Origin of the sequence: Brucepastera parasyntrophica (genome assembly GCF_022376835.1) — a bacterium.
GTDB lineage: Bacteria > Spirochaetota > Spirochaetia > Treponematales > Treponemataceae > Brucepastera > Brucepastera parasyntrophica.
The window spans coordinates 2,150,917-2,176,856 of sequence record NZ_CP084606.1 but is presented as its reverse complement, the minus strand read 5'-3'; the positions used below and the strand labels follow the sequence as shown (position 1 = coordinate 2,176,856).

Sequence of the window (25,940 nt, the reverse complement as noted above, 5' to 3'; positions counted from 1 at the left end):
AGGGAAAAATACTCCGCTGCTCTGTGGCGGAGTGTTTTATTGCCTATCCGGCGTTTTATCATATATCCCAATGAAGGAGTTTATTCTTATGCATCCTGATTCACTGGCAGTAAAATACCGTCATTATTACCCTGAACTGAAACGGCTTTCCCGCGCGGAAAATGTAATAACCGCCGACAATGTCTATCAGCCGGCAAACCTCGAAATACGAAAAATCATGGACGCAATGTGTGAGGACAACATGCTTCCGGAATCCGAATTCCGGCATCTTGATTATGCGGCTGATTTTCTTGAGCAGATAAAAGCCGGAAAACGGGGAATTATTCTCATGGAGCATTACAGCAATTTTGATCTTCCCGGAGTAATGTATTTGCTTGATAAGTCCGGGCCAAAAGGAAAAGAACTTGAGAGCAGAATTGTAACAATCGCCGGAATGAAGCTGAATGAAGAAAATCCCTATGTTTCGGCATTTGCCGAGGCGTATTCCAGAATTATTATTTATCCGAGCAGAGCGCTTGCTTCAATAAAGGACCCTGAATTATATAAACAGGAAGAACACCGCAGCAGGGTTATCAATCTTGCCTCCATGCGCGCACTTGAAAAGATCAGGAAAGAAGGCAATGCGATTCTTGTTTTTCCGTCTGGGACCCGCTTCAGACCGGGCATGCCGGAAACAAAGCGCGGCGTACGGGAAATCGACTCCTATATCCGCCTCTCCGATATTATGATGCTGGTATCAATTAACGGAAACTGTCTTACCTTCTCTGACGATCCGGCTGATATGATGGGGGATATAATCCGTAAGGATAAAATCATTATGACCGCCAGTCCCGTGTATGACTGTATTGCTTTCAGGGAAGAAGCAAAGAAATGGGACAATAACAAAACCGAAGATAAAAAGCAGATGGTCGTTGATTATGTTATGTACCGGCTCGAGGAAATGCACGAAGAAAACGAAAAAGGCCGCCTCGACGGAACGGAAGGCGCCTGTTCCTGCCCGGTTTCATAAACCCGTTTTTTCAGTTTTTCTCGCCCAGCCTTTTCGCGGCGGCAAGCGCATGCCCTGTCAAACCTTCGGCAAGGGCTATGCGTTCAGCGGCCTTCATTGAGGCTTCCCAGCCCGCAAGGTCGTCATCCGAAGAAACAGATTCTTTTGTCCGGAGGCTTGTGACTGTTTTAAGAAAATGCCGGACGGAAAGGCCACCTGTAAAAGCAGCGCTTCCGGATGTCGGAAGCGTATGGTTCAAGCCGGCCGCATAATCACCGAGGACCTCGGCGGCACGGTGGCCGATAAACACCGAGCCGTAATTGTGTACGGCCTTTTCAAGGGTATCCCTGGCAGGGCCCGGGTCCAGCGCAAGTTCCAGATGTTCCGGACACTTGCGGTTTGCAATCTGCGGGGCTTCCTGCAAATCCTTAACCAGAATAATCCACCCGTTACGCGCAAAACTTTTGCGCGCGGCAGCATCATCAGACAGCCTTGAAACAATCTTTCCGATTTCTGTCCTTACCTTTTCCGCAAAGACCCTGTCTGCTGTAATCAGAACAGCCTGGGCATCGGAGTCATGTTCAGCCTGGGCAAACATATCCGCAGCTACCCAGGCAGGGTTGGCAGTATTATCCGCGATAATCATAACTTCTGTCGGACCCGCAAGAAGATCAATTCCGGCCTCGCCGAAAATAAGTTTTTTTGCGGCCGTAACATATTTGTTTCCCGGACCGACAATAACATTTGCCCTTGGTACGGTCTCCGTTCCATACGCCATTGCAGCTATTGCCTGCGCGCCGCCGATCGCATACACCCTGGCAATACCGCAAAGCGAAGCTGCCGCAAGAATATTCGCATCGGCATAGGCCCGACTTTTTTCTCCGGGAGCACCATTGTCAGGCCGGGGCGCGGGAGGGGTGCAGAGAATAACATCTTTTACTCCGGCAGCCTTTGCGGGCGCCGCACACATTATTACGGTTGAAAGTAACGGATAGCGTCCCGCGGGAACATATAATCCGGCGCGTTCGACCGGAATTATTTTCTGGCCGGTAATCAGTCCGGGCGAAAGCTCTTCCTCAAAATCAATAAAAGACTCCCGCTGCCTTCCGGCAAACTTTAAAGCCAGATCACGTGAAAGGCAAAGCGCATCATAAAGGACGGAATCATCTTTCCGGAGATTTTCTTCAGCTTCTTTTAAAACATCCGGAGCAATTTCAAAGGGATACGGGTCAGCGCGGTCAAATTTTTTTGCGAATTCCCTTATTGCCTCATCACCCCGGGTCCTCACGGCTTCCAGAAGGGGCGGAACAATATCGAGCCCTTCATCATGCCGGTGAGCGCTGAAAAAAGTCCCGGGCAGGCCGGACGCATCAATAATTTTTATCACTTCTTCATACATGGAATTGTTACCTGCCTATTTTTTGTGCCTGCGGTCAAGTTCATCAAGAACATCCTTCCATGAAACATTTTCGTGATGCATCAGAACATTTACAAAATACAGTAAATCGGCGCATTCCCATATTACTTCGTTTTTATCTTCAGCTTCGGTAAGTTCTTCAGCCTCTTCCATGATTTTTTCCCGGACGCGCTCAGGCGTCAGCGTGGCCGTGTAGGAACCGGGCACAGGGTTGGCAAAGCGGCCGGCAATTATTGAAGACAGGTAAGAAAGACTGTAGGGCCTGTCGGCCGATGAGCTGAAACAGGTCCATGCTCCGGTGTGGCAGACTGGTCCGTTCGGCCGGACGGTCGCCAGCACCGTATCCCGGTCACAGTCGGCCCGCAGACGGATAACATCCAGAGTATTTCCCGATGACGCTCCTTTTGTCCATAATACATTTCTAGTCCGGCTCCAGAAGGTGAGTTTGCCTGTATCAAATGTTTTTTCAAAAGCTTCCCTGTTGGCGTAGCCGAGCATCAGCACTTCTCCGGTATCACTCTGCGCCACAACAGGAATCAGAGGAACCTTTTCCCAGTTCAGGCAGCTGATAAATCCTTCCTTCAGTGAAACCTTGCCTGTATACAGGGCCATACCAAGCTGTACGTCACAGCCCTCTTTTTCCAGCGAAGTTATTTCCTCCAGACTGGAGACTCCGCCCGCGACAACAAGCCTGCAAGAAACAGCGGAACGGAGTTCCCTGACCATATCCATATTAATTCCGGACATGGTTCCCTCTTTTTCCACACAGGTAAACAGAAGTTCCGAACAATAGGATTCAACAGCCTTTGCGCCGTCAATCAGATTTATTTCCGTGGTTTCAGTCCATCCCTTTACCGCGATTTTTCCGTCACGCGCGTCCACCGAAATAATAATATGTTCACGTCCTATAGCCTGCACCATTCTCTCAAGAAACACAGTATTCACGCCTGTAAAATCCGACTCCTGCCCAGGCTCCGGAGAAAAGGCGGCTGATCCTATAATTATTTTTTCAGCACCCAGAGAGAGCAGCTCTTTGGCCTTCTTTGTATCTCTGATTCCGCCGCCGACCCTCACATTACCGAGTCTGAGCAGTTTTTTCAGAATAGCTGTGTTCGCAGTACTCCCATCGGGTTTTGTATTCCGCAGAGCCGCATCCAAGTCAATAACCGCGACCTCCCCATAGCGGTCAAATTCCGCCATCAGTTCTTCGGGTTATCCCTTTCCAGAACCAGGTCTTTTCCCTGCCGGAGCTGGACAACCTTTCCGTCTTTTAAATCAATTGAAGAAATTATCATATACACCTTTAATTTAAGTTTCTGATATAAAGAATAGACTTATTCTTTATATCAGAAACACTTATAACCGGAAATAGTCAAATAATTTAAATTATTTGACTATAATACACCTTTGGTACTTGGAATTACGCCTGCGGCCCTGGGGTCAAGCGAGACAGCCTCGCGGAGGGCCCGGGCCGCCGATTTAAAAACTGCTTCTATTTTATGATGGTCACTGCGGCCCCGGATTATATCAATATGCATATTGCACTGGGCTCCCGATACAAAGCCCTGCCAGAAATCCGCGATGGTATCGGTCTGAAAAGAATATTCCGTGTTATCGGGGTTTTTACTGATCAGCGGCGCGCCGCTCAAATCAGCTTCATAAACAAGAAAGGGACGGCCGCCGAAATCAACAGCGCAGCGGGAGAGCGTTTCATCCATGGGATACATAAAAAAGCCGGCCCGCCTGATCCCCTTTTTTTCACCGAGTGCGGCATGGAAAAGCTGACCGAGTACTATTCCGGTATCTTCCACCAGATGGTGCTGGTCAACTTCCAGGTCGCCCGCAAGTGAGCCGGTCAGATCAAAAAGTCCGTGTCGGCAAAATGAATGGAGCATATGTGACAGAAAACCGAGAGGGCAATCAACCTTGTATATCCCTGTCCCGTCCAGATTGAGTTTTAACTGTATATTGGTTTCGGCAGTTTTTCGTGACAGCTCGCGGAGTCTTTCCATAATTCCATCCTTTAAATAATATGATTCAATCGCCTCTGAGCAACACTGATTAAGGCATAACCTTTCTCAGTTCATACTCGAGGATATCAGTCGCTCCAAGCGTTTTAAGAGTCGGCATCAGTTTGGGGACTTCGCTTTTTTTGACAACAACCTTTATCGCGTATCCGTCATCTCCGTATAGAGGGGCCACAGTAGGACTCTTCATCGCGGGGATTCCGCTGACAAGATCTCCGAACCGCGCCTTTGACACATTCATTTCAAGCATAACCCTGTCACGGGCAGCGAGAACAGCTTCAAAGAGCATTTTCAGTTCCTGTATCTTTTTGTTCTTTTCCGGATCGGCAAGGGCTCCGCGGGACGCAAACATACGGGTGGAACTTCCCATAATGGTATCAATGATTCTGAGTCCGTTTTCCTGGAGGGTTCTGCCGGTAGCCGTATTATCAATAATCATGTCCGCGTCATCCGGCGGAAACACTTCCGTCGCCCCATGAGTGCGGACAATAACATAGTTCCAGCCTCTCTGCTTCAGCCACTGTTCGGCGACATTTACATATTCGGTCGCAACAATAATCCGGCCCGATTTCAGTTTGTCGTCCTTAAGATCATTCGGTATGGCGGCGACAATTTTAACTCTGTCAAATCCCAGGTCCATAATTTCTTCAACGTCCGCTCCGGTTTCTTCAATCCAGTCTATCCCGGTAAAACCTATATCGTGGGCTCCCAGTTCCAGAAGCTTGCCGATATTCTGCGGCTTCATCACCTTTGCTTCGAGATCATCCTGATTAACGGACGGACGGTAAGCGCGTTCGGGGAGTTTAATACTGATCCCGGCATCGGAAAAGAGCGCGGAAACATTATCATAAATTCTTCCCTTCGGAAGCAGAATCTTAAGCTTGTCCATAAACAATCCTCCTAATTATCGTGTTCTTAATATATAAAAACTAACTGTGGAACCCGGAAGTCCCATAAATGCAATACCACTGAAAATCTGCCGGGATTTACAGCAAAAAAAAACCGCCGAACCCCTAAGGCTCCAGCGGTCGTTCATATATGAATAAACTTTCACCCACTATTCAGCCCGGAATTGCGCCCTGGAGAAAAGCATGGTGATGATGGCATAAATTCAGTACAGTACTCATCATGTAATAATAAAAGCATGAACATAAAAAGCTGTCAAGTCCGGAACAAAAAAACTGCCTCATTTTTCCGGAATACAGGAATTCAAAGGGCAGAAGATCATCCGTTCAGTGTTTTATCGAGAATCCTCATGACAGAATCTATATCAATTGGTTTTGCAATATGGCCGTTCATGCCGGACTGCAGGGCCGCCTCAACATCCTCGCGGTAGGCATTGGCAGTCATCGCTATGATTGAAACGGACGCGGCGTCCTTCCTGTCCAGGGCTCTGATGCGCCGGGTGGCCTCGTATCCGTCCAGACTCGGCATTTGAACATCCATAAATATCAGATCATAATATCCTTCAGGGGAATCTGAAAATTTCTGAACCGCCAGGTCCCCGTCTTCAGCTTCTTCCATTTCAATACCGGTATCAGCCAGAAGTTCAAGCAGAATCAGGCGGTTTATTTTTATATCTTCAACAATCAGAATCCGCCGGCCCTTCAGATCAGGAATAAACTCCGTTTTCTGTTCCTCGGGATTCTGATCGGTTCCCACTTTTTCCATGTTGATTGTGAAAGAAAAAAGGGACCCCCTCTCCGGCTGGCTTTGGACAGTAATAAATCCGCCCATCTTTGAAACAAGACTGTGACTGATAGCAAGCCCCAGCCCTGTGCCGCCGAAACGCGCGGAAATATTACTGTCCGTCTGTTCAAAGGCTATAAACAGCTTCGAAATCTGCTCATTCGTCATGCCGATTCCGTTATCCGCAATAACAAAGGTAACCGATATATTGGTTTTAGTTTCATCAGCCAGCTCTATTTTAAACTCAACCCGGCCCCTTCAGGGGTAAATTTAACGGCATTCCCCAGGAGATTAATAAGGACCTGCTTAAGCCTGAGTTTGTCTCCCATCACACGAATACCGGGAATACTGTCAACATCGGAATAAAATTCAATGTTTTTTTCCTGACAGCGCTGGACAACTATAGTCCTGACTTCCTCCAGGGCGCCTGCCAGGGAAAAGGGTTCATAGACCATGGCAAATTTGCCCGATTCAATCTTGGACATATCCAGAATATCGTTCAGGATCCCAAGCAAATGCTGGGACGCGACAGCGATTTCATTTATGGACTGGTGCGTTTTCTCATTTTCGGCATTTTTCTGTGCGACCCGGGTCATACCAATGATAGCATTAAGCGGAGTCCGAATTTCATGGCTCATGCGGGCCAGAAACTCGCTTTTTGCCTGGGAAGCAACCTGTGCTGCTGCTGTCTGCTCTTCGAGTTCAAGCGTGCGTTCCTGCACGGTGACCTCAAGCGCCTCATTCGCCCTTTGCAGCTGGATACTTTTACGGAAATTGGATACATACATATTGTAAATAAAAACCGATATGCACAAAATCAGGCCGGTAATTATAATCAGATTTGACCAGGCGTCCGTAAGGAGAATGGAATTCCAGGTACCCGATATATGCCGGGAGGCGTACATCGCGGCCAGGGTGTACAGAAAAGAAAGAAGAATGGTAAATATGCTCTGCAGCGGATGAATTACGGGAAACAATCCTATAATTAAAATTGTGATAATATAGCTGTTCACTCCGCCTGTTGAAATAATATTCAGGGTGGAAAAAACAAGCTGGATCGCCAGGTAAAGATATAATAAACTGTTGGTCAGAAAAATTTTGAATTTTCTTGCGGGGGCCTTTCGTCTCTTTACTATTGTAAATAAAACACAGTAAATAATACCAATCATGAGCGTCAGCATGGACAGCCCGACATATATCATGATATCACTCGACTTACTGTCCGCGGGTTTCAGAATATTGATTAAATTAAGCAGAATCTGGACAACAATAATATATATGGAAAGAGCATACATTCGCCCGACGTTTGTCTCCAGACGTCTTTCCTCAAAACGGGAACGGTATTCTTCAGGAACCCTGACAAAGAGACGGCCCGGGTTCTTTTTCTTGTCTGACATACGCGTACTCACTTCCGGCGTGCAAATTAAGGTAGTCCTGATTACATTTTACAAGCACTTTTACCGGATAGTCAAACATATTAATTTTTTCTTCCGGTTTTATTCGCGGCGGGGCTTAATACCATGGTTTAAAAGCCGGGACAAATTCCACGGAAGAACGCCCCTCTGCGCCGCGGGCTTTTTATTATGATATTCCAAAATTATCAGAATTCGAATATTATATATACTGTGAAAGCCGAACGCCTTCTGGCAATAATTACCCTGCTCCTCAATAAAAAAAAGATTTCGGCCCGGGTTCTGGCTGAAAGATTCAGCGTTTCCACTAGGACAATTTACCGCGATATTGACGCTCTCGCCCTTGCGGGAATTCCGGTGTATGCCCTTCCGGGCAGGGACGGAGGGTTTGAACTGATCGACGGATTTACCCTGCAGCGTCAGACACTGGAAACAGGTGAAGTACAGCGCATAATTGAAGGACTGCGGAGTCTTTTACCGGCGTACGCCGATTCCGAAATAGAAGATATTATCGAAAAATTTACACTCCTGTTGAATGAATCAAAAAAACGGGGCATCAGCTGCAGCGAAAACCATGTTTTTATTGAACATACCCCTTCTCCCCAGGAAAAAGAAACGCTCGACACGATTGAAAAAAGCATAAAAGAAAAAATGTACTGTCAATAAATTATTTTGACGTAGAAAATAATACCTCCGAACGGAATATTGAACCGCTGGCGCTTGTTTTTACCTGGCAGGCATGGTATGTGTATTCATTTTGCCGTCTCCGCAGAGACTTCCGTCTTTTTAAAATCAACAGAATACACAATATGCAAACAGTTCTGTCGGAAAAACGGATATCACCGCAAATTGATCTGTCTTCCCGCCCGTGGACGGAAAACTGGCCCGAAGAGTCCTGCAAACTCATCCGCTTTACCGTGGACAAAACAGTCTTCGGAAGGCTAATCGACTTTTTCGACGAAAAAACAATACAGCAGACCGACGGCGGACGGCTGCTGGTTTCGGCAAAAATGCCGGTCGGGGAATGGATTATTTCATACCTCATGAGTCTGCCCGGCGGAGTATCAGTCATAGAGCCTGTTGAACTCCGTTCCGAAATACTGGAACGCGCGCGGAAAATTACTGAAAAAAATTCTTAAACACTGACACTTGATGTCAGCTTTTCCGGCATAAAATGAAGCCATATATTTTATTTCAAGGAGTTTTTTATGGCCAATATGTTAGTCGGGAGCTGCGGAATAAACTGCGCGGAATGCAATGCTTATATCGCGTCAATTACAAATGATGATGAAAAAAGAAAAAAGTCGCAGAGGAATGGGCAAAAGACCATAACTTTGCCTTTACCCCGGAGATGATAAACTGCCACAGCTGCCGTACAACTGACGGCGTTCTGGTCGGTTACTGCAATGAGTGTGAAATAAGGCTGTGCGCCCTGGAAAAGGCCGTCCCCCACTGCGGGGCCTGCCCTGACTATGCATGCAAAAGGATAACTGACTTCCACGCGATGTGCCCCGGGGCAGCGGAAAATCTTAAACAGGAAATGCAGCGGGGCTAAAAATCAGCCCGCGCAGACAGTATTTTTTCCGGCTTCCTTTGCTGAATACAGATTGTCATCGACGCGCATAATAATACTGTCGGTGGTATCTCCCTGCCGGAACTGGGTCGCTCCGAAACTGGCAGTAATCTGTATATTTTTTGCATTAAAGTATACTTCAATGGCAGCACGCAGGCGTTCGGCGACATCCGAAGCCTGCCGCAAGTCGCTGCGCGGAAGAAGCACCATAAATTCCTCTCCGCCCCAGCGCGCGAAAATATCGCCTTCGCGTAAATTGCTCCGGACAATTTCAACACAGTCGATCAGCACCCGGTCCCCTGTTAAATGTCCAAGAGAATCATTAAGCATTTTAAAGTTATCAAGATCAAACATTATAATAGAAAAAGAAGAACCGTTCGAATCAGCGGCCTGTATCCATTTTTCGAAAGTCCTGTCAAACATTTGCCTGTTATAAATATTGGTGAGAGAATCGGTCACCGACATTATTTCAAGCTGATTTTCCTTTATGTACTGGATCCTCCGGACAACGTTCAGGTTATAGGAATAAATGGAAGCCAGCAAAATAGCGCAGACAAAATAAATACCGACTCCAACATACTGATACACGGGAATGTTTCCCGCATAAGCCGGTATCGTTATAAGAAAGCCGATGGCGACACAGATGCTGAAAAACACGCAGTAAATCCACCGGGAAGGAATTAAAAAAGAGCGAAAACAATTAACAGAAAGGCCATGGCATAATCCATGAAACCGGAAGACCCCGCGGTGACCACAATGAGGAACTGATAACTGCATATAAAGATCACTTCATAAATGAAAATTGAAATTACCACAATACGCGGGTCTTTTACTTTCCGGATAATGCCGAACAGAACAAGTCCGAAACAGCATACGGAAGAACGGACTAGAATTTCAAAAAAAATAACCGATTCGTCGCTTCCAACCAGAAATAAATCAAAAAAAGCAGGAGAAAAAAGATGATGCCGACGACAAGAGAGATAATACTCATGCTATTGCGGGAAGTGTCCATATATTGGGAAAAAAGTGTTTTTCTGTTTTTTTATCCCGGAATTCGGCAATCAGATTAAGCGGTGACGCTGTTTTTTCCTTATTCATTCTGATTTTACACCTGTGTTAACCCGGAAAGAAATCAGACAGAAAACCATTATCCGGCGGACAGAGACTGTCTTTCATTTCCGCACGGCCTGTAAAAGTACTTTCGCACATAAAATCTCCCGGCAACTCACAAATTTTCATTTTATAAATAACTCAGACCCGGTCCGGTAACATTTATAAAAAACTGATGCCCATACAAGTCATGGCTAAAGCCGGAAAAAAGGTATTAGTATGTTAAAAAAGCTGACAGAAGGGCATACTCATACTATACTATGATATGCAATTTGAAAAGATGGGGGCCGATATGACCGGAAAAAATGTTTCCTTGTTTTTTTGATTATAGTCCAGTCATTTTCCGCATTTTCCCAAAACCTGGGAGACTTTGTTAACACGGCCCTCGACATATTAGCGCCGCTGATAATAGAAAACAGCAGCAATAAGGCCGAGACACAGCAGGTCCTTGGGTTACTGAAGGACGCAACAAAATATGCTTCAGATTACAATAATCTGTCAAATAATCTGCAGGCGGCGGCCAATGCCCATATCCAAAACGGCGCTTATATACAAAACCCCAATAATAAGGATTACGCATTAATATCTATTATATTCCAGCAGCTTTTGTCCTCTCCGCATATCCCCAAATCAGGGATGAACTGGCAGATATACCTGGATAACACAGACGATATAAACGCATTTGCACTGCCGAACGGCGCCGTCATTGTTAATAAGGGATTTATTGATTTCTGCCGGAATGATGATGAACTTGCCCTGGCAATCGGACATGAAATAGCCCATATCACACTGCAGCATGCCCTTGAACAGGCGAAGCAAGCGCTGGCCTCACAAACCATTGTTGATCAGCTGAATAAGCATATCGGGTACACCAGCAATGCAGAAGCGCAGGCGTTTAACAAACTGTTCGGTCTCGGCGGAGGAATGGCGCTCCTGAAATTCAGCCGCGATGATGAAAGGGAAGCCGACAGGGCCGGCGCGATATACGCGGCCAGCGTGGGTTACAACACTATTGTCGGGTATAACTTCTGGACCAGAATTGCGGCCCTGCAAGGAAGCGGTACTCTGGCTTTTCTGCAAAAACATCCGAGTTCAGCGGAACGGGCAAATGCCTTTCTTACAAGCAATATCCATAGTACGTACTACAGGACACGGACCTCATACCGTAATCTACTTGAATTCTATGACAGTTTTGACAATCCTTCTTCCGGCTGGGCCTCAGCAACGATTAATGAATTTCCGAATGGATATTTAAATGGCCAATATTATCTGAGCTCGGCAGAAGCGGTAAATGGCGTTTACTTTTTTCCTGCGCCTTATTACATAGGGCCAAGGTCTTCAATTTTTATTGATATTATTCCCTACAGCGGAATAAATGAATCCAATATTATAGAGGTTCAATTCAATCTCAATGAAAATGGCAGCAGTATTCCCTTTACCATATTATTTACACGGGAAAAAGTATTTATAGCCGAAATGATAAATGACAGCTGGACAATAAAATATGAAAAAGAATTCCCCACTCTCCATTCCTGGCGGCTGAATATCGTCCGTGTAGACCAGATATACCAGATTAACATTGACGGCATTGAATACTTCAGATTCCAGGTTTCAAACACCGGGGCCACTTCCATATGTTTGACAAATGCCCATGGAGGAGTCAATGTAATATATGATAATTTCATATATTATTCACTGCATTAAACGAAATAATATGTTCTGCGGGAAAGGGCAGCCCCGCCGCTCGTTTGGCCGGCGGGGTAAAATAACACCGGAAGAAATTTTCTTTCCGGAAAACCTGTCTTATTTTTTTACAATTCTGTCAACGTCGATTTCTACCTTTCCGACTTTTTTGTCGACTTCACCATAGATAATCACAACATCTTCAGCGCCGACATTCAGTCCGCCCCATTTGTCCTCATCGATCTCTATCCTGACAGTTCCCGTGCTGTCTGTAAACAGGTATTTATCACCGCCAAGGTGCCTCGTTATTTTTCCTTCGAGAGAGACATTTGTGTCATCCCGCATTTTCTTTGCTTCAGCGACAGTGCTTACCGTAATAGTGGGGCCGGTGTAACCGCCGCCTGCGGCAGTCTGCGTGAAAAGCGGCAAAGAAAAAAGGACTCCCATCATTAAAACTAAAAGAGAACTTCTGATTTTTTTCATTGGATTTTTCCTCCTGTAAAAGAAATTCCGGTCCGGAAATCCGCGGACCCTGTATTAAAGATACTGTCTTTGCGGCGGGGAAGCAAGGCTTGTTTCCTCAAATAATTCTCGGAAAAAACGTATTTAAACCCGTCCCCGAACGGGTTCGGGAATTTGCCGGAACAGGCTTGTTTTCAATATATTATAAATATAATTATTAAAAGGAGGGAATGCTTATGTCAAAAGCACTCCGATACGGAAAACACAGTATAGTTTTTATTTTCGCCGTCTTCATTCTGGTTGCGGCGGCAGGCTGTAAACAGTCAAATGATAATGTTCCTCCGGCGGATACCCCGGATTGGAAAAGCTGGCCCCAGGATGGGGTTTGGGCTGCATACGGACTCAGCGGTATACAGGAACCGGCTTCGGCCAGCGGAACGTTCAGGGGTGGCTGGAATGTTAACCGTTTTGACCTTGACGGTATTACGGTAAGCATGAATGGGATTACCGGGACGGAATTTGATACATACCGTTCTAACCTGGAAACAGAATTTTCCGCCCTCCCCCTTGTATTCTCACAGGCAGGAAGTTATTTCAATAAGGCGGGCGCAAGCTCAGACATGTATACTTCAATATATCAAAACAGCGGCAAGTACTACACTATCTTTATAAGCCGCGCCAATCAGGCTTATACAATTGATAAAACCAGCGTGCCCGAAAACAGAATGGATTTTTCGGTGTTGGATGGATATGCCGGAACAGCCTGGCTTCCTGAAGGCCTGCTTGCCAATTTCGGCTTTACAGGAATAGACCAGCCGGACGGAACAACAGTTGAAGCTTCCGTTGCCACAAGCAGCGCAATCCAGCTCATCTCCCTTACCGGGATGACCGGGACAGTTTATGCAGACTTCAAAGCGGAACTTGAAAGCGCTACAGGAGAGACATTCACACAGGAACCGGATGACGGCGGTCTGGAATTCTATCTTATGCAATATACTATAGGAAGCGACACGTTCATACTTTCCACATTTTACAGTACTGCAGACAGCAGCTTTTTATTGTATGATGTCAAAGTGAGCAATTAATAATAGCCACACTGCCCGGATAATGTATCCAGGTTAAAATAAAACCGGGCGGGGCATCAGGTGAAATGCCCCGTCGTCTGTTCAGCGTCAGGTAGCTAAAAGCTCAGTCCGGCTAATGTCCTTTGTGCGGTTTTGTTCCGCCATATTTTATGCGGTTACAATAATCAGGAAGCGGTCCGGCATTATTTCTTTTTACAATCTGTTATATATCTTAATGGGAGTCTTTTCATATTTTTAATATCTTTTCATTTTATATATACCGATATTTATTTCATGCATTATTCTGAATGGTTCATCTGTTATTTCCTTTACCATTTTCATATGGTCCCTATTAAAATCATTTACAACAGGTTCCGGCAATGAAGCGGAAACCCCGCGGCAGGCCCTTATTCTTCCGGTCCATAATTCATAATTAAATTCAAGGGCCTCGGTATAATTTATTATTTCTTCTGTTTCCAATATTTCAGGCAAAAAGTTCAGAAAATTATTGTGTGAACGCTTGTAACCGGAACCGGTCCATTCGGGATTGTATTTTAAAACAAGCCTTTCAGTTTCTTCGGCTATTTTGCATTCATCAGGAAGCCAGGCCATCCATATTATTACTACTTTACCGTCTTTTTTTAAAAGCCGTTTTATTTCAGGCGTAATTTTTTCTTTATCAAAATATATAAAGCTTTGAACCGAAGTTATTATGTCATATTCATTTGAGTTTAATCCTGTTGATTCAGCGGAACAGGCTTTAAATACTATATCCATATTCTGGGCTTCACGTAATTTTTTTGCACATTCAATTTGCTCTTCTGAAATATCTATTCCGGTAAATTCTGCTCCGTATTTATACATTGCCCTTGGGAACACACCTGTTCCTGTACCCATATCAAGAATTTTTTGCCCCTTCAGTCCGATCCCGCGGCTAAATAATTTTCGGTACATCGAATCAGGATATATATCCCTGAATTTTGAATAATCCGATGAGGTTTTACCCCAATTAAATTCATTGCCGTTATCTATATTTTCCAGTTTCATAAACGCCTCTTTTTACTATATCCGGAAATATGCAGTAAAAATAATTACACAGTAAGCTGATGCAAAACGTCCCGGATATAACAGACCTCAGCCGCGTTTCCTGTTTATTCCAGGTATCCTTCCGGCAGCCACCCGTAATAACAGGGCCCGCCTCCGGCTGTAAAATTCAATAAGTAATAATACCAGACTATTCCATGTATATCAGCTTTAGCAAGTTTTACTGTTTTTTTGCTGCATGAAATCAGGGAGAATACCAATAATAACAGGAATATTCTATTCTTTTAACCACCAGAGCCTGCGGGCCCTGTATCTGGCTTCCGCTATTCATTTATACACAGTTATCCGGATTTTCCGTCATGATCATTTTACTGCGTTATAATTTTCCTGTATATTATTTTTTTTTCAGGAACATCATATATTTCCATTACAGGTCCGTCATTATATTTATGTTCCCGCATGTATTTTTCAATTGCGGGATAGACTCTCATAATTCCCATCATTATGGAAAATGATCCCCGGAGAGGAAATTCTGCCACCGCGCAGTTTTCAACGGGTAACTGTTTTACCTGATATTTTTCCCTGAGTTTTTCAGTGACAGTATTATCCGCATTTTCTATTATACACCCGACTTCGGAACGCAGCTTATCCTGCGCAGTATTTTTCGGATTGTCATAATAGATTCCGAATCCCTTTGTTGTTTCTATTCCGTCATTATCCAGCAGGTCGTAGTATATTCTGTCGGAAACTTTTGCGGACTGACTGTATGGACCTGTTACATTTTCATACACCAGAATTTCACCGCCCTGGTTTAGAGTCCGGATAGTTATTTTTGCAAATCCGCCGAAATATCCATAGAATACGGCAGCAATTATCAGGATGGCCGCTACGATTTTAATAGCAATTTTCACTGGGTTCTTCCTTTGCAGATATTCTGTCAAAAACAGTATTATGTATGCACGCCCGGAAAAACTACGCAATCCAGCGGCCGGTAAATCCGGTTCACATCAGACCGCTAATTTTTCCGGGCCGCAATATGACAGTTTTACTGAAGCTTCCTTACCGGATGCCGCAGCACTGTTTTCAAATTCTTTGCCGCAGTTTTTCTCGGGTCGTTAAGATAAATTTCATGGTGCCGCAGAACAAGACCTTCCGGCGACTTTTTTCCTATGGCAATTTCGAGATTGTTCGCGGCAACAAATTCTTCCATCTTTTTCATGGAAGCCGGTTCGTCATCATAGGGACCCTGGTGCATAATCTGAACACAAAGTCCTTCCGTGTATGTTTCAAAACGGGCCTTTGAAAAATCAAGCTCGGGCCGTTTCTTTTTCAGAATATCACAGGCCCAGGAAAATATTTCCGGGGTGACGAATTCCGGCTGACGGACCATTGATATCCAGCGGAATTCACGCTTGTTTCCCGTAAAATCATACTGGATATCCCTGCCATCGCGCTCGAGCCACCACAATCCTTCAAGGGAGGCATTGCATAATCAAAATATCCGGGAAGCTGGGTCCCGTTTTTTCTGCTCATCTTTATGGTAAAATACAGGCCATAGTGAATTCCCATCGTTTGCTGGTATTCGCCGCCGGTTTCATTGGGGTCGCCCTTTCCGCTCACCATGACGAAATTGATTGCGGGTACTTCAATGAGCGAAGGTTCCTTTTTCGGTGTATATAAATCCCTGTATTCCTTTCTGTAATCTTTTTTCTTTCCCGTTTCCTGCATCCCATACCTCCCGCGTCGCTGCTGTCTGTCTTGCATTTTGCGTGTGTAAACACAGACCGGTCTGTTCAATAGCTGCTGTATGACCGGAATATGTTCCCGCCCAGTTATTCCTTCAGCGCAATATATATGTGGATCTCACAGTTAGTCATATCACCGTTATTCTGGTATTCCTCAAAATCTGCGGTATATGCCCGGTTTAGATCCATCTTCCAGAGGCGTTTCCAGAAAGCCGCGACATCTTTCTGTACATCGCCTCTCACAATAAAGCGGGCATAGATTCCGGCAGGAATTTCCGCGGAAGCGGAGCCCACAGGCAGAGAGGCGTCAGACCGGACCTCGCAGCAGGCCAGCATGTCATAATCACTGTCCGCGTCTCCCGCGTAGTTTGTATACAAGCCGATCGCCTTTGCATCCGGGACCGCCGGCAGCAAGGGATACAGGCTGGCGTAAAACTGCTTCCACGCCCCGCCTATTTTTTCACCCATTCCTGCGTCGTGATTATTGGTGCGGATTAACACGCCTGCCACTTTTTTTGCGGACAGTCGAACCTTTTCATATTCCATATATTCCTCCTGGGATAGTTTCTGGTTCCACTATAACAGGAAAAACCTGACACAAGTCTGTCAGGTTTCAGAAATATTTTTGTATTTTTCCGAAACTTTTTCCGCCTGTTCCAGAAGCCGGGCGGCGATATGCTCGGGAGAAAGAACCGTTACCGAGTCTCCGTAAGAAAGAAGATAGCTGCACACCCAGGAGTCATCGGGAAAAGCAACGGAAACCCGCAGACTGCCGTCCGCAAGCTGGGTGACGGAAAGAGGATCGAATTCATCATATACCCTGAAAGCGCATTCCGCTTTAAAAAGCAGTTCGAGACGGACTTCTGTATACGGGATTTTTTCTTCATTTTCAAACCGCGGAACGGAAGGTACCCGGCCTGCGGGCTTTTCCGGCAGAACTGAAATATCTTTCATCCTGCTTATTTTGAAAAACCGCCAATCCTGCCTGGTGGTACAAAAAGCATACACATACCAGCTCCTGCTTTTAAAAAACAGTTTGACAGGTATTGCAGTGCGTCCGGTTTTTTCTCCTGATGTATTATAATAGGTGAAGGTTATTTCCTTCTGCCCGAAAATGGCGTTTTTGAGAAGTGTGAAAATTTCATGCGTACCGAAACCCGTGGACCAGGGAGAAAAATCTATTTCGATCCAGTTTGTCCCCGTTTTTCTGAACAGGCCTCCTATTTTTTCAATAACGGACGACTCGTCGGCGGCCCCTGTTGCCTGAAGACTCCGGAGCGCATAGAGGATTTCATTCTGCTCGCTTTCCGAAAAAAAAGATCGGTCAAGAGTAAAGGTATCCATGAGTCTGATGCCTCCGCCCTTTCCCTGAAGTCCGTATAGCGGGATGCCGGCCCCGGAAAGTATTTCTATATCCCGGTAAATAGTCCTGACGGATACTTCAAGCTTCTCCGCAAGTTCCGCCGCCGTGGTCTGCTCCTGCCCAAGAAGAATATATACTATCTGAAAAAGACGGTGTATCTGCATGTCATTATTCCCGGCGTCTGATCACTATATCGGGATTCACCCCTGTCAATTCAGCTTCCGATCCGAGGCCTCCGGTTATGCCGCAGGCAGCCACGCCGGCGTTTTTGCCGGTGGCAATATCAATGGCAGAATCGCCTATCATTAGGGTTTTGTCCGCGGGTATTTCCGTTTCAGTCATTATCGAAAAAATTCCTGCAGGGTCCGGTTTCAGGGTCTGTATCCGGTCTGGCCCCATTATTACGGAGAACAGGCCGTCCGCTTTCAGCGCGCTGATTATTTTTTTCGCCGCTGCATCCGGTTTATTCGAAAGTACTGCAAGGGTTTTCCCCCGGGTAAGAAGTGTATCCAGCCAGCTGCGTATTCCGGGATAAAATGAAGTATTGTCCGTACAGTGTTGTAAATATATTGTCTGATATCCGGGAAGCATCTGGGTGATGAGCGTATCAAAAAGAGGATAACGGTCGGCCCGTTCATTCGCAGTCAGGGGATCAGGATCATCAAGCACATCGCTCCAGATAATTTCGGAAAGGCAGTTGTCCAGTCGGTATAAATCATCACTGCTCATTTCAGCGACCGCCTGTTTCGCGGAAAAAATAAAAGCCCTGAACAGAAGATTGCGTGCGCCGGTCCCGACACAGCGCCGGACGGTTTCGCTTCCGACAGGAGGAAGTTCACAGCGTCTCAGAAGGATGTTCACCGAGAGAGTCAGATCAGCAAGAGAATCAAGCAGGGTCCCGTCGAGGTCAAAAATGTATAACATAAAGCGGTCTGGAATGTATCCGTCGTAATCCATAAGCCTTGTCTCCAAACTATAACCATATTACCGGGACCGGCCAATGAAAGGGCCTGGTCCGGGATCTATTCCTGCGGCCGTCTGTCCTCAACCCGTTTTGCCTTGCCTTCGGAAACAGGCAGGGAACCGGGCTGTTTGATTTCAACGACCGGATTAATGGTAATAAGCGCGGCTATTTCATTCTCGAGCCGGCGCCGGAGCGCATTGATCACCCTGGAGTCATCGGCAAACATTTCGGGAGTGATTTCAACCTGCACGGTAAGACGGTCGAGCACGCCTTCTTTTGTAACGATTATAAAATAATTGGCGCCTACTCCCTTTGTCCGCAAAAGCACTTCCTCAATCTGGCTGGGGAAAACATTTGCCCCGTTAATTATAAGCATATCATCCGTACGTCCCGTAAAGCGGGCAAGACGGCGGTGGGTTCTGCCGCATTCGCAAATTCCGGGAACAAAACTGGTCAGGTCACGCGTGCGGTAACGGATAAGGGGCATCGCGTCCCGGCATAAAATAGTGACAACCAGTTCCCCGGTTTCACCTTCCCCACCGGCTCAAAAGTTTCGGGATTGAGGATTTCCGCAATATAGCGGTCTTCCCAGATATGCATTCCAGTCTGGAAAATACATTCGAAGGCGACTCCGGGGCCATTGAGTTCGCTCATGCCATAACAGTTGTATATATGAATGCCTAATTTATTCTGTATTTTTCTGCGGAGTTCTTCCGAGTGGGGTTCCGCGCCTGTTATTGCCTTGCGCAGTTTAAATTCCGAACGGTCATATCCTTCACCTTCTATGGCCGCGTGAAGATGGAGAAGATAACTCGGCGTGGCGTGGATCATGGTTGTTCCGAAATCTTTCATGAATTTAAGCTGCCTCAGGGTATTTCCCGCCCTGTAGGAATAACCATCGCGCCCAGGCGTTCAGCGCCGTAATGGAAACACATACCGCCGGTAAACAGGCCGTACGACATCATATTCTGTATAACATCTTTTTTTGAACCGCCCACGGAAGCGAGCGCCCGCGCCATAGTATCGCTGGCAGTATCAATATCTTTTTGGGTAAGAAAAATAACGGTCGGCGTACCGGTAGTTCCGCTCGAAGCATGAAGCCTTACCACATCGTCCTGCGGAACGGCCAGGAGTCCGTACGGATAGGCTTCACGCAGATCATTTTTTGTTGTAAACGGAAGTTTACGTATATCGCTGAGCGACTGGATATCCTCCGGGGAAGTAATTCCCGCTTCTACAAGACGGGGCCGGTAAAATTCCGTTTTCATGCCCTGTTCAATCTGCCGCCGTAAACCCTCGAGCTGTATTTTCCCGATTTCTTCACGGGAGGCGGTTTCTATCTGTTTATCCCAAAAGGGAATTGTTTGCTGTTCCGACATCATCTTCTCCGTTCAGGCCTTTTCACCGAGTTCAAGGGCTTTCATATTTATTTCAATAAGTCTTGGATCTTTCTTTGCGAAAGTATCATGGACACTTTGCGCCACCGCCTTATCGGTCAGAGGAAGAGAAGCAATAGCGGAACCGATTAATACTACATTAACGGACTTGGCGTTTCCGGCTTCCTTTGCCAGTTCTTCGGCATGGACAATACGGTGCCGCGGCAGTTTACGGATCCCGGCATATACAGTTTCAATTTCAGGATAGTTTGAAATATTAACAAAAGGTTCGGCGGCGGTTATAAGAATTCCTTCCGGCTTTAAATATGACAGATAGCGGAGGCTTTCAAGCGGCTCCATAGCAAGAACCATGTCGGCTCCGCCTGAAGGTATCAGATCGGAATGTATTTTCCGGTCGGATATGCGCATATGCGCCTGGACGCCGCCGCCGCGCTGGCTCATGCCATGTACTTCCGACTGCCTTACTTCATAGCCGTCTATCATAGCGGCCCGCGCAATAATTGAAGCAATCGAAAGGACTCCCTGGCCTCCAACACCGGCAAGGATAATATCAAATGTCATAACTTACTCCTGTTTCTTTTCTTTCATCGGCAGCGGAATAGCCGCAGGCCTTTCCGCAATACTTATATTTATGTTCCGTTTCCGGAAACGGAAAGACCGGAGCCCTTCCATATTATTTTATCCTGCCGCAGCATGCGTTTCCGCCAGTGCGCAAAAATCATCAATTTCATTATAGAAAATTTCAAGCCCCGATCTCCAGAATGATATATCTTCAATGTTAAATCCTGCGGATGCTGTAAGGGCTACGGCATCCATACTTCCGGTGGCAAGCAGAATACTTTCATAGGTTTCCGCAAAGCCGCTCCCTTCGGAAAGATATCTCGAATACAGGGCCATTCCGAGGAGCTGTCCAAATGCATAAGGAAAATTATAAAACGCAAGGCCGCTGGAATAATAATGACTCTTGACCAGCCACATATACGGGTGCAGGTTTTCAGGATCGAGACCGTCGCCATAGGTTTTTTTCTGGGCGTCAGCCATAATGCGGCAGAATTCATCCGCGGGAAGTTCGCCTTTTTCACGCAGGGCAAAGACCTCCTTTTCAAAATAAAACCTTGAAAGTATATCAACTATAATCTGGCAGCCGTCCTGTAAATGTTTTTCAAGTAAACCGAGCCGGAAACTTTTTCTCGTGTTTTTTTTCAGCTCGGCGTTAAATATAATCGTTTCCGAAAAGGTTGAAGCTGTTTCAGCCAGTGTCATGGGAACACCCTGCTGGCTGCCAGGGAGATTTTTCATTACATCAAAATGAAAGGCATGGCCGAGTTCGTGCGCAAGAGTCATAACACTGTTAAAGGTATTATCAAAATTGCACAGTATCCTTGGCTCCTTTTTTGCGGGCATTCCGGTCATATAAGCCCCGCCGACTTTTCCCCTTCGCGGCTCGGCATCTATCCATGATGACGCGAAGGCCCGGTTAACAAAAGTACCCATACGGGGGGAAAAAGAAAAAAAATCTTCCAAAAGCGTTGCCCTGGCCTTTTTCCAGTCATAGACCGGGCCCTGGCCACCCACCGGAGCGAAAAGATCATAAAAGGCACAGGCGTCGATTTTCAGCAGCGAGGCTTTTGCCCTGAGATATTGCCGCCAGCGCGGAAGAGATTCTTCCATCGCAGCAATAAGGGCTTCCAGTGTTTTCGGGGACAGCTCGCCCTGTTTCACCGCCTTATCAAGAGAAGGGCAGCCCGCGTCTGATTTTTTCTCCCAGTGGCGGCGGCTGTTCAGTGTTATCCCGGTCCCCTTCACGCCGTTCAGCGCCGCCGCGACTGGCAATGCAATTGACCGGCATACTTCCTGTTCTTTAAGAAAAGCTTTTTCCTCACGGAACGGCTGGGGTGATAGGCAAGAGACCTGAGTTCGGTCAGCGTTTTGCGCTCTCCGGTTTTCCGGACCCATAGACAGTCCGCCGTAGAAGTAAGCTGGGAATGCAGTCTGTTCCAGGCATCGCCTCCCGAACGCGCGAGATCGGCGGCAAGGTCTTCTTCAGCCGGAGACATCTGTTTTTTCTGCCAGAAAAGAAGATGGTCAATATAATATGTGTAATCATGAAACCTGAAATCAGTCTGCGTTTTGTCCCGGAGAAAATTTTCATGGGCTGCAATTGTGTCGGCAAAATTCACAAAAATACGCGCATAAGGCTGTGTAATCTGTTCCACCGCATTCAGCTCATTCAGGGCCTGTTTGTCTTCGGTATTTGTTGAATACCGGGCATAACAGTATGAGGCCAGGGTTTCCTGCAAAAGCAGATACTCATCATTCAGGCTGAGAAAATCAAAAAACCAGCCGGCTTTTTCATCGTCCGGTTTTTCTCCGGCAGACTGCGCAAAATGTTCAAGGCGCTTTTCCATTTCCGCCAGAAAGCCTGTTACTGTTTTTTTTGCCTCATCATATTCCGCCGAATTAAAGCCGGGAAAAACCGAATCCAGCTGCCAGCGCGGCGCCACGCCGTTCCGCGATTGCTGTGCGTTATCAGTCTGATTCATATCATGTCCCTCCTCGTTTATTCTGCGGGTATGTTTTGCCGGCGTCCCTGCCGGGGATCATATTCTTCAGCTATTTTCCGCCGGGCCCTTTTCCAGGGCTTCCTTTTTTCTCCGGAGACGGAAAGCCTCGAGGCATTCACGGACCATAATTATAACTGAAAGGCCCCTGTACTCGGCCTCTTCAACAAGCGCTTTTGTATTTTCTTCAAGTTTTGCGGGACTCGCGGAAAGGGTCCGTATATGGGCCGGATCAACACCAAGGCCGGCGACTATTTTTTCAAACTGGCTTGACGGCAGCATTGTAGGCTGGCAGCCGGTCATGGCGACAATAGAATTGTCAAGAATGATAACGGTCATCGGAGTATTGGAAGCAACTGCGTCAACAATTCCGGTCAGGCCCGAATGAAGGAATGTGGAATCGCCGATAACGCCGAAGGTATATTTATACCCCGCATCCGAAGCGCCTCTTGCCATACCGATAGAAGCCCCCATACATACAATTGTCTCAATTGCCTTGAGCGGGGCCGAGGCTCCAAGCGCATAACAGCCTATATCCGCGGCGACAACCGTTGAAACCTTTCCTTCTTTTTCATTCAGAATCGCGACAGTCTGGTTCAAGGCTGTATAGGAATCCGTATGCGGACAGCCCTTGCACAACTGGGGCGGCCGGCCCGGAAGTCCGGACTGGTCCATGGAATCCTGCACGGATGCCTTTGGAGCGAGACCAAGAGCCTTGCGGACAATATCCGGGTTCAGCTCGCCGGCGCGGGGGAGGAGTCCGGTATATTTTCCGGTAATTTTATTTTTGCCGGGAATAATACCGCGCAGCTGTTTTTCTATAAAGGGCATACCCTCTTCAATTACCATGATGGTCTCGGCCGCCTCGGACAGCTTCAGTACAAGACCTGCAGGGACCGGCAGGGTTGAAATATGCAGGGTGGACGGAAGTCCGGCGTCGCCGCACAGGGCCTTGTAATCAGCCAGGTTTTCCTGAAAATAATTAAGCCCCAGACCGCTCGTTATAATAGCGAGGTCTTTCCGCCCGGAATTAATGTTCAGAATATTTCTGCCGTACCCGTCTGCCCAGGAACCGAGGGCAGGCTGCTTGTCGAGCATTTTATTGTAGTTTTTCCGGGCAAGCGCGGGGAGGAGCATCCAGTCTTCGGGCTTCCCTTTTTCGAGCGGATTTTCCGGCCGGGCCGTATCGGAGGCATGGACAACCGCCCGGGAATGCGCGAGCCGGGTGACCATACGCATAATGACAGGCACATTGAATTTTTCTGAAATTTCAAAAGCTTCGCCAACCATTTCATACGCTTCCTGCTGGTTGACAGGTTCAAAAAGGGGCACCATGGCAAAGTCGGCGTAAAACCGGGTGTCCTGCTCCCCCTGACTGGAATGCATGGAAGGATCATCGGCAACAACACAGATCAGTCCGCCCTTGATTCCGCAGAGAGAAGAATTCATAAAAGGATCGGCCGCAACATTGAGGCCGACATGTTTCATTGTCACAATCGTACGTTTTCCGGAAAAGGAAAATCCGAGGGCCGTCTCATACGCTGTCTTTTCGTTTACGCACCACTGTGCAAGGGGTCCGCCGTTTTTTTCATAATTTTCAATAAGATACTCCAGAATCTCCGTGGAAGGTGTTCCGGGATAGCCAAAACAGCCGGAAACTCCCGCGTGAAGCGCGCCGAGCGCAAGGGCTTCATCGCCCAGCAAAACCATTTCTTTCATATTTTTAACCTCAAAAAAGCATCATATATAATATCACGACAGCGTCAGGGCTGCGGTTTTCTGAAAGCAGTTTCAATAATCGCTCCGTCCATCTTCGGCGTTACCAGACTTACCAGAGGCACAACAATAAAGGGCGCGATCATGGCAATACTGGACGCAAGCGGAGAATTCTCGGGGCCAAGTACAAAGAAAAGCAGAATGGCAAGACCCGCACCGGTAAAAAGTCCGGCATAGGCCCCGGCCTTTGTTACCCGTTTCCAGAAAATCCCGAGGATATAGGGGGCCATAAACCCGCCCGAAAGAACTCCCCAGGAAAGAGACATAAGGGTAACGATAAAGCCGACCTGCATCTTTGAAATCGCGTATGAACAGATAATAAAAACACCGCTCAGCACCCTGATAAGTATAAGCGAAGTTTTCTCGGACACATCAGGATTCAGATATCCCTTATACAGATCAATGGTTATCGCCGAAGACGAAACCAGGATCATGGAAGCGAGCGAAGACATTGAAGCGGAAAGGACAAGAAGCATTATTACAGCCAGGAGAAATTCCGGCAGATAATTCGCGAGGAGAGTGGGCATAATCAAATCGAAATTGATACCGCCGGAGTCGAGCCTGGGAACGGACTCAAGGTCGAAGAAAACATGGCTGAGCGAGCCTGCGGAATAAGCGGCGACTCCGATAATCAGTGAAAAAATGGTCGTAATCACAGTAGCCTTTCCGATAACTTTTTCGTCCTTGATCGCGTAAAATTTCTGCACCATCTGGGGAAGCCCCCAGGTACCGAAACTGGTCATAAAAACCAGCGACCCTATAGTAAGCAGGGAAGGTCTCGTCTCCGGAGGAACATGCTCGGCGTAGTTTTTCGCAACATTTGTCACGGCCTCGGCAGGACCGCCCGCCTTATACACAAGCACAATCACCATTGCGGTCGCGCCGGCAAGCATGATAATGCCCTGGATAAAATCGGTAAGCGTCACCGCAAAATAACCGCCCAGAATCAGGTACAGGCCTGTTATTCCTACCAGAACGATAAGGGCGAAATCATAGGAAACCTTGAAAGTCGATTCGAAAAGGTGTCCCAACCCCTTGAAAACCGAAGCCGAATACGGCAGAAGAAAAACAAAAATCATGACGGCCGAAATCATTTTGAGATGGTCGGAACCATAGCGGGCTTCCAGGAATTCCGGCATGGTCATAACATCAAGATTCTGGGTCATGCGCCGGGTACGCTTTCCAAGAACAATCCAGGCAAGCATGGCCCGAGTATTGCGTTCGCAACGCCAATCCATATAGAGTTCAGGCCGAATTCCCAGCCCTGTTTGCCCGCAAAGCCGATGAATATGACCGCGGAAAAATATGTGGTGCCGTAGGCAAAGGCGGACAGCCAGGGTCCGAGCGTCCTTCCGCCCAGAAAGAAATCATTAACGGTGGTGGTTTTCCGCATTCCCCAGACACCGACGGCAACCATTACGGCTAAAAATAAAAGAAGCAGGACAAGACTGTACATTCAATGCTCCAACTGATAAATATAATGAAAGTATATACTATTATATTATTCCATGTAAACATTTTGAAGCGGCCAGGCTTTGCGGCGCGTTCCCCCGTTTTCAAACGCCTCAGAGTCCGGCTGTATCTCCATACTTATTATAACACTTATAATAAGTGTTATAATAAGTATGCGGCCATATAATTCCGCAGATAAGACGGGGGGGTGTA

30 protein-coding genes and 1 pseudogene are annotated in these 25,940 nt (G+C 46.8%); 8 read left to right on the top strand and 23 right to left on the bottom strand.

Annotation, left to right across the window (positions count from 1 at the left end; all coding sequences use genetic code 11):
• Nucleotides 1-88 precede the first annotated feature (88 nt).
• On the top strand, nucleotides 89-1,009 hold the full coding sequence (locus K7I13_RS10330) for a 1-acyl-sn-glycerol-3-phosphate acyltransferase (protein ID WP_255945359.1): 921 nt from the start codon (nucleotides 89-91) through the stop codon (nucleotides 1,007-1,009).
• Between the two features lie 10 nt (nucleotides 1,010-1,019).
• On the opposite strand, the gene hisD is transcribed toward K7I13_RS10330, so the two are convergent.
• The 6 genes from hisD to K7I13_RS10300 form a co-directional block, all read right to left on the bottom strand.
• A complete protein-coding gene (hisD, locus tag K7I13_RS10325; protein WP_255945357.1) occupies nucleotides 1,020-2,387 on the bottom strand; it encodes a histidinol dehydrogenase in 1,368 nt (455 codons plus the stop codon).
• 15 nt (nucleotides 2,388-2,402) lie between these two features.
• Complete coding sequence (gene hisIE / locus K7I13_RS10320; RefSeq protein ID WP_369413665.1) at nucleotides 2,403-3,605, bottom strand: bifunctional phosphoribosyl-AMP cyclohydrolase/phosphoribosyl-ATP diphosphatase HisIE; 1,203 nt, start codon at nucleotides 3,603-3,605, stop codon at nucleotides 2,403-2,405.
• Nucleotides 3,606-3,799: 194 nt separating this feature from the next.
• Nucleotides 3,800-4,417, bottom strand: a complete 618-nt coding sequence (gene hisB, locus K7I13_RS10315; RefSeq protein ID WP_255945355.1) for an imidazoleglycerol-phosphate dehydratase HisB — start codon at nucleotides 4,415-4,417, stop codon at nucleotides 3,800-3,802.
• A 49-nt stretch (nucleotides 4,418-4,466) separates the two neighbouring features.
• Entirely contained in the window at nucleotides 4,467-5,321 is an 855-nt protein-coding gene (hisG, locus tag K7I13_RS10310; RefSeq protein ID WP_255945353.1) for an ATP phosphoribosyltransferase, read from the bottom strand.
• Between the two features lie 335 nt (nucleotides 5,322-5,656).
• A complete protein-coding gene (locus K7I13_RS10305) occupies nucleotides 5,657-6,328 on the bottom strand; it encodes an ATP-binding response regulator (protein ID WP_369413750.1) in 672 nt (223 codons plus the stop codon).
• A 26-nt stretch (nucleotides 6,329-6,354) separates the two neighbouring features.
• The gene (locus K7I13_RS10300; protein WP_255945349.1) at nucleotides 6,355-7,518 is read right to left on the bottom strand and encodes a sensor histidine kinase; all 1,164 of its coding nucleotides are present in this window, start codon (nucleotides 7,516-7,518) and stop codon (nucleotides 6,355-6,357) included.
• Nucleotides 7,519-7,704: 186 nt separating this feature from the next.
• Here K7I13_RS10300 and K7I13_RS10295 point away from each other — a divergent pair, with 186 nt between their 5' ends.
• From K7I13_RS10295 to K7I13_RS15690, 4 genes and pseudogenes are all read left to right on the top strand, one after another.
• A complete protein-coding gene (locus tag K7I13_RS10295) occupies nucleotides 7,705-8,199 on the top strand; it encodes a helix-turn-helix transcriptional regulator (protein WP_255945347.1) in 495 nt (164 codons plus the stop codon).
• Nucleotides 8,190-8,288 (top strand): annotated as a pseudogene (locus K7I13_RS15990) (WYL domain-containing protein); the annotation flags it as partial. The gene K7I13_RS10295 and the pseudogene K7I13_RS15990, both read left to right, overlap by 10 nt.
• Nucleotides 8,289-8,342: 54 nt before the next feature.
• The gene (locus tag K7I13_RS10290) at nucleotides 8,343-8,672 is read left to right on the top strand and encodes a WCX domain-containing protein (protein WP_500789608.1); all 330 of its coding nucleotides are present in this window, start codon (nucleotides 8,343-8,345) and stop codon (nucleotides 8,670-8,672) included.
• A 212-nt stretch (nucleotides 8,673-8,884) separates the two neighbouring features.
• Nucleotides 8,885-9,088, top strand: a complete 204-nt coding sequence (locus K7I13_RS15690) for a DUF3795 domain-containing protein (RefSeq protein WP_439647433.1) — start codon at nucleotides 8,885-8,887, stop codon at nucleotides 9,086-9,088.
• Nucleotides 9,089-9,091: 3 nt separating this feature from the next.
• Here K7I13_RS15690 and K7I13_RS10285 read toward each other — a convergent pair whose 3' ends face one another.
• A complete protein-coding gene (locus tag K7I13_RS10285) occupies nucleotides 9,092-9,763 on the bottom strand; it encodes a GGDEF domain-containing protein (RefSeq protein WP_255945345.1) in 672 nt (223 codons plus the stop codon).
• A gap of 138 nt (nucleotides 9,764-9,901) precedes the next feature.
• On the opposite strand from K7I13_RS10285, the gene K7I13_RS10280 reads away from it, so the two are divergent.
• Nucleotides 9,902-10,069, top strand: coding sequence for a hypothetical protein (locus tag K7I13_RS10280; protein ID WP_255945343.1), 168 nt, complete (start codon nucleotides 9,902-9,904; stop codon nucleotides 10,067-10,069).
• A 468-nt stretch (nucleotides 10,070-10,537) separates the two neighbouring features.
• Entirely contained in the window at nucleotides 10,538-11,920 is a 1,383-nt protein-coding gene (locus K7I13_RS10275; RefSeq protein WP_255945341.1) for a M48 family metallopeptidase, read from the top strand.
• Between the two features lie 99 nt (nucleotides 11,921-12,019).
• Here K7I13_RS10275 and K7I13_RS10270 read toward each other — a convergent pair whose 3' ends face one another.
• Entirely contained in the window at nucleotides 12,020-12,382 is a 363-nt protein-coding gene (locus tag K7I13_RS10270; RefSeq protein ID WP_255945329.1) for a YgiW/YdeI family stress tolerance OB fold protein, read from the bottom strand.
• Nucleotides 12,383-12,597: 215 nt separating this feature from the next.
• Between K7I13_RS10270 and K7I13_RS10265 the strand changes: the two genes are divergently transcribed.
• Entirely contained in the window at nucleotides 12,598-13,446 is an 849-nt protein-coding gene (locus tag K7I13_RS10265) for a hypothetical protein (RefSeq protein WP_255945327.1), read from the top strand.
• Nucleotides 13,447-13,680: 234 nt separating this feature from the next.
• On the opposite strand, the gene K7I13_RS10260 is transcribed toward K7I13_RS10265, so the two are convergent.
• The 15 genes from K7I13_RS10260 to K7I13_RS10185 all read right to left on the bottom strand — a co-directional run bounded on the left by K7I13_RS10260 (nucleotide 13,681) and on the right by K7I13_RS10185 (nucleotide 25,731).
• Complete coding sequence (locus tag K7I13_RS10260; protein WP_255945325.1) at nucleotides 13,681-14,472, bottom strand: class I SAM-dependent methyltransferase; 792 nt, start codon at nucleotides 14,470-14,472, stop codon at nucleotides 13,681-13,683.
• 365 nt (nucleotides 14,473-14,837) lie between these two features.
• Nucleotides 14,838-15,380, bottom strand: a complete 543-nt coding sequence (locus tag K7I13_RS10255) for a GyrI-like domain-containing protein (RefSeq protein WP_255945323.1) — start codon at nucleotides 15,378-15,380, stop codon at nucleotides 14,838-14,840.
• 134 nt (nucleotides 15,381-15,514) lie between these two features.
• The gene (locus K7I13_RS10250; RefSeq protein WP_255945321.1) at nucleotides 15,515-15,937 is read right to left on the bottom strand and encodes a GyrI-like domain-containing protein; all 423 of its coding nucleotides are present in this window, start codon (nucleotides 15,935-15,937) and stop codon (nucleotides 15,515-15,517) included.
• A 364-nt stretch (nucleotides 15,938-16,301) separates the two neighbouring features.
• Nucleotides 16,302-16,760 carry a GyrI-like domain-containing protein gene (locus tag K7I13_RS10240; protein WP_255945319.1) on the bottom strand — a complete coding sequence of 153 codons (459 nt, stop codon included), beginning with the start codon at nucleotides 16,758-16,760 and terminating at the stop codon, nucleotides 16,302-16,304.
• Nucleotides 16,761-16,820: 60 nt separating this feature from the next.
• Nucleotides 16,821-17,741, bottom strand: coding sequence for a helix-turn-helix transcriptional regulator (locus K7I13_RS10235; protein WP_255945317.1), 921 nt, complete (start codon nucleotides 17,739-17,741; stop codon nucleotides 16,821-16,823).
• A 4-nt stretch (nucleotides 17,742-17,745) separates the two neighbouring features.
• Nucleotides 17,746-18,534 carry an HAD family hydrolase gene (locus K7I13_RS10230; protein ID WP_255945315.1) on the bottom strand — a complete coding sequence of 263 codons (789 nt, stop codon included), beginning with the start codon at nucleotides 18,532-18,534 and terminating at the stop codon, nucleotides 17,746-17,748.
• Nucleotides 18,535-18,599: 65 nt separating this feature from the next.
• The gene (locus tag K7I13_RS10225) at nucleotides 18,600-19,028 is read right to left on the bottom strand and encodes a phenylacetate--CoA ligase family protein (RefSeq protein WP_255945313.1); all 429 of its coding nucleotides are present in this window, start codon (nucleotides 19,026-19,028) and stop codon (nucleotides 18,600-18,602) included.
• Nucleotides 18,995-19,393 (bottom strand): AMP-binding protein, encoded by a 399-nt coding sequence (locus K7I13_RS10220; protein ID WP_255945311.1) that lies wholly within the window; start codon nucleotides 19,391-19,393, stop codon nucleotides 18,995-18,997. The genes K7I13_RS10225 and K7I13_RS10220 overlap by 34 nt, the downstream gene beginning before the upstream one ends.
• Nucleotides 19,394-19,407: 14 nt before the next feature.
• Complete coding sequence (locus K7I13_RS10215; protein ID WP_255945309.1) at nucleotides 19,408-19,920, bottom strand: phenylacetate--CoA ligase family protein; 513 nt, start codon at nucleotides 19,918-19,920, stop codon at nucleotides 19,408-19,410.
• A 12-nt stretch (nucleotides 19,921-19,932) separates the two neighbouring features.
• Nucleotides 19,933-20,499 (bottom strand): indolepyruvate oxidoreductase subunit beta, encoded by a 567-nt coding sequence (locus tag K7I13_RS10210; protein ID WP_255945307.1) that lies wholly within the window; start codon nucleotides 20,497-20,499, stop codon nucleotides 19,933-19,935.
• A gap of 117 nt (nucleotides 20,500-20,616) precedes the next feature.
• Nucleotides 20,617-21,771 carry a M3 family metallopeptidase gene (locus K7I13_RS10205; RefSeq protein ID WP_255945305.1) on the bottom strand — a complete coding sequence of 385 codons (1,155 nt, stop codon included), beginning with the start codon at nucleotides 21,769-21,771 and terminating at the stop codon, nucleotides 20,617-20,619.
• Nucleotides 21,750-22,481, bottom strand: coding sequence for a gluzincin family metallopeptidase (locus tag K7I13_RS10200; RefSeq protein WP_255945303.1), 732 nt, complete (start codon nucleotides 22,479-22,481; stop codon nucleotides 21,750-21,752). Before K7I13_RS10200 ends, K7I13_RS10205 begins: the two co-directional genes overlap by 22 nt.
• Before the next feature lie 66 nt (nucleotides 22,482-22,547).
• Complete coding sequence (locus K7I13_RS10195) at nucleotides 22,548-24,218, bottom strand: thiamine pyrophosphate-dependent enzyme (protein WP_255945301.1); 1,671 nt, start codon at nucleotides 24,216-24,218, stop codon at nucleotides 22,548-22,550.
• 44 nt (nucleotides 24,219-24,262) lie between these two features.
• Nucleotides 24,263-25,513 carry a sodium:solute symporter family protein gene (locus K7I13_RS10190; protein WP_255945299.1) on the bottom strand — a complete coding sequence of 417 codons (1,251 nt, stop codon included), beginning with the start codon at nucleotides 25,511-25,513 and terminating at the stop codon, nucleotides 24,263-24,265.
• Nucleotides 25,438-25,731, bottom strand: a complete 294-nt coding sequence (locus K7I13_RS10185; protein WP_255945297.1) for a sodium:solute symporter family transporter — start codon at nucleotides 25,729-25,731, stop codon at nucleotides 25,438-25,440. The genes K7I13_RS10190 and K7I13_RS10185 overlap by 76 nt, the downstream gene beginning before the upstream one ends.
• Nucleotides 25,732-25,940 lie beyond the last annotated feature (209 nt).